3 protein-coding genes are annotated in these 3,408 nt (G+C 64.2%); all 3 read left to right on the forward strand.

The genetic code is table 11. The annotated features are described in order from the left end of the window. A partial coding sequence (locus tag MFF42_RS24940; RefSeq protein WP_238258638.1) for a porin occupies positions 1-1,531 on the forward strand: 1,531 nt, incomplete at its 5' end. A 307-nt stretch (positions 1,532-1,838) separates the two neighbouring features. Continuing rightward, positions 1,839-2,336, forward strand: coding sequence for a MarR family winged helix-turn-helix transcriptional regulator (locus MFF42_RS24945; RefSeq protein WP_238258640.1), 498 nt, complete (start codon positions 1,839-1,841; stop codon positions 2,334-2,336). Beyond that, positions 2,333-3,408 (forward strand): FUSC family protein (locus MFF42_RS24950; RefSeq protein WP_238258642.1); only part of this gene is annotated, 1,076 nt, incomplete at its 3' end. The genes MFF42_RS24945 and MFF42_RS24950, both read left to right, overlap by 4 nt.

Here is a 3,408-nt window from a genome sequence, read left to right on the forward strand (position 1 = left end):
CACCTGCTCTGCTTATGGAGGTGGGTTCTTCTATATTCCGGGAACCGAAACCTGCCTCCAGATCTCGGGCCGGGCTCGATATGAAGCCGGGTACATGGCACCGGGCAGCCGGCAGGTCCCCGGCGCCGGCGATACATTTCAGTCCCGAGGTCAGTTGCGCATCAACTTCGATGCCCGCACCGAAACCGCGAACGGCACCCTGCGCGCCTTCCTCAGGGCCGATCTTGCGGATCGATCAGGTCCCTTCCTGGCTTCCGGGACACAACAGCGTATCGCGAATGCCTTCCCAGGCGTCGGCCAGGACACGTTCGGGCGCGTGCAAAACTTCGTCGTTGCCGATAAGGCCTTCGTGCAGTTCGCGGGACTGACGGCCGGTCGCGCCTCGTCATTCTTCGACTTCTACGCTCACGATTTCGAAATTGTCGGCGCGACGCTCGGCTCGAATGTCCCTTCCACCAACGTCCTCGCCTATACGGCGACCTTGAACGAAGATGTCAGTCTGACTCTGGCCATCGAAGATCCGATTTTTCGGAAGAACCCGCTCTATGCACAGACCGGTTCCCCTTCTCAGGGCATCGGCACCGCAGCCGTTTCGGCCCAATTCACGACCGCTCCGACACCGATCATCGTTTCGCGTGATGCTGCAGGTGCCGTTACCGGCGTGACCCAGATCGACGCGGTACAGCGCTCCCGCATGCCGGACTTCGTCAGCGCGTTGCGCTACGACGCGGCTTGGGGGTCTGCCCAAGTCTCGGCGGCGATGAAGGACATCAATGTGGGCGGCCCGCTCGGGGCAACCTTTCTCGACGCTTCCGCAGCCTCGCGCATTCCGACCGGCGCTTTTGTCGGTGCTCAGACCACCTATGGCTGGGCTCTGCAAGGCGGCCTGCAGGTGAATACCCCCTTTATTGCTCCAGGCGATTCTTTCTATCTGCAGGGTGCCTACGGCGAGGGCGCTGCTATCTACACCGGGTATACCGCCTTCAGCGGCACCTATACGAATCAGAGCGCGCCATTCGCGGGCGGCCTGTTCAGCCAGTGGCTCGCCGATGCGGTCGTGAGTCCGACCACAGGTCGCATCGAGTTGTCCAACAGCTTTACGGTGGTCGGTTCGTACCTCCATTACTGGGCCCCCGAATGGCGTTCCGCGTTTTTCGGCAGCTACGGGGAGATGCGCTTTCCATCTCATCTTCGAACAGAATTATCCAGCATCGGTGTAGCCAGCGGCGCGCTGCAGAATGGAACGACGACCTATCCGACGGCCAATCTGATTACAGCCGCACCGGGAACACTCGGCTTCAGCCTCAATTCCGTTCTCCGTGACACGTACCAAGTCGTAACGGGCGCGAGTCTCATATGGTCGCCGGTAAAGGATCTCGATATTGGCGCCGAGGCTGTGTACAGCAAGGTCGGTCTTCTCAGTGGTCGTGCCCTCAGGGCAGACCGCAGCGCTTCGGCCGGCGCAAATATCTTCACGGTGACTCAACAGGACACGTTCCAAGCTCGATTTCGCGTACAGCGTGATTTCTGAAGCGTATTCGAATGAAGCGAATCCCGGCGTTTCGAGAGAATGCGCGGTGAAGCAATGACCCAGATGCTGGGCTTGGCGCGCCGGATTAAGCAACTGGAGACGCATCCCATGATCTCGGACTGACCTGTCGCCGCCCCTGCGGCGACCGCGTCGGTGCCCCTGCCTGACAGAAAGCCTGCCTGCATCGTTGCGATGAAGCCGCCTGGAAGCCAACGCCACTCTCGAATGGTTCCTTGCTAATTGATAGGAAGCTATCTATTATGAGGCGGATCCTGGGGCCGTTCCCCGTCGACGAGGAAGAGGTCGGATGGCGGCCGAGGACCTCAGCCAGCTCTTGTTGACCTACACCCACGGGCTTCTTCTCTCCGGCCGGCAGTGGAGGCGTCTCGCCAACGCTCACGCGGAGGCGCACGGGGTCTCGGAGGCGAAGGCGCTGCCGCTGGTGCAGATCGGACGCCTGGGCGGCGAACCACGCCAGAACATCCTCGCAGAGGCTGTCGGCATCGAGGGTCCGTCGCTCGTGCGGCTCCTCGATCAGCTCGAGACGGCGGGTCTCGTCGTCCGAAAGGAAGACCCGACCGACCGTCGCGCCAAGATCCTGAGCCTCACCGCCACCGGACGTTCGGTGGTCGCGGGGATCGAGGCCGACCTCGACCGATTGCGGAAGGCCGTGTTCTCGAAGGTGAGCGCAGCTGACCTCGAAGCGAGTCTGCGGGTGTTCCAGGCGGTGCAGGATCATGTGGACCGCCCGTCCGAGTTCCGTGCCTCTCGGGACAAGGTCGCGCACGACGAGGCCGCGGAATGACTCTGCCAGGCTGGCGCGACTGGGCCTTCTCGATGAAGACCTTCGGGGCCGGCATGCTGGCCCTGTTCCTGGCGTTCTGGATTGACCTCCCAAATCCCTACTGGGCGCTCGGCACCGTCTACATCACCAGCCAGGTGCTGGCCGGCGCCACCCGCTCCAAGGCACTCTACCGGGTGCTCGGAACCCTGCTCGGGGCCGTGGTCACGGTGGCCCTCGTGCCGAATCTCGTGAACGCCCCGGAACTCCTCACCCTCGCCATCGCGCTCTGGGTGGCGGGCTGTCTGTACTTCTCCCTGCTCGACCGCACTCCGCGCAGCTACCTGATGATGCTCGGCGGTTATACGGCGGCGCTGATCGGATTCCCGTCCGTCGGCGCCCCCGAAACGATGTTCGATACCGCCGTGGCACGGGCCGAGGAGATCACCCTCGGTATTCTCTGCGCCAGCCTCGTCAACACGGTCGTGCTGCCGCAATCGGTGGCGCCCGTGATCGCCGGCCGGCTCGATCTCTGGCTGCGCGACGCCCGGGGCTGGGTCATCGACGTCCTCGGCCGTGCCCGCACGGCGGGGGACACGCAGGCGACGCGATTGAAGCTGGCCTCGGACGCCGTCGCCTTCGACGCGCTGGCGATGCCGCTGCGCTACGACATGACCGGTGCGGAGCGGTCGGCCGAGGCCATGGCGACCCTGCGCCAGCACATGCTGATGTTCCTGCCCATCGCCTCGGCGATCTCGGATCGCATCGAGACTCTGGAGCGGGCGCGCGCGTTGCCGCAGTGCCTGCGCACGCTCCTCGACGACATGGCCGCCTGGCTCGTGTCGGGAACCACCGAGCGGGCTGAAGCCGACCGCCTGAAGGACGCCGCGAACACCCTCGAACCCGAACTCGGCGAGCAACCGCCGTGGAATGCTCTGGTCCTCGCGAGCCTTCTGGCGCGCCTGCGCGACTTCATCGACTTGCGTCAGGACACACGGATCCTGCAGCGGCACCTTGCGGACGGCACTCCTGTCACCGAGGATCTGGCCTTCCGGTACACGGCCGCGGCGCGCGCGATCCGACATCGCGACCATGG

The organism is Methylorubrum podarium, from assembly GCF_022179745.1.
Classification (GTDB): domain Bacteria; phylum Pseudomonadota; class Alphaproteobacteria; order Rhizobiales; family Beijerinckiaceae; genus Methylobacterium; species Methylobacterium podarium.

Bases quoted from the DNA above. Each gene is read 5' to 3' on its own strand.
- MFF42_RS24945 (WP_238258640.1), top strand. From the start codon at position 1,839: ATGGCGGCCGAGGACCTCAGCCAGCTCTTGTTGACCTACACCCACGGG.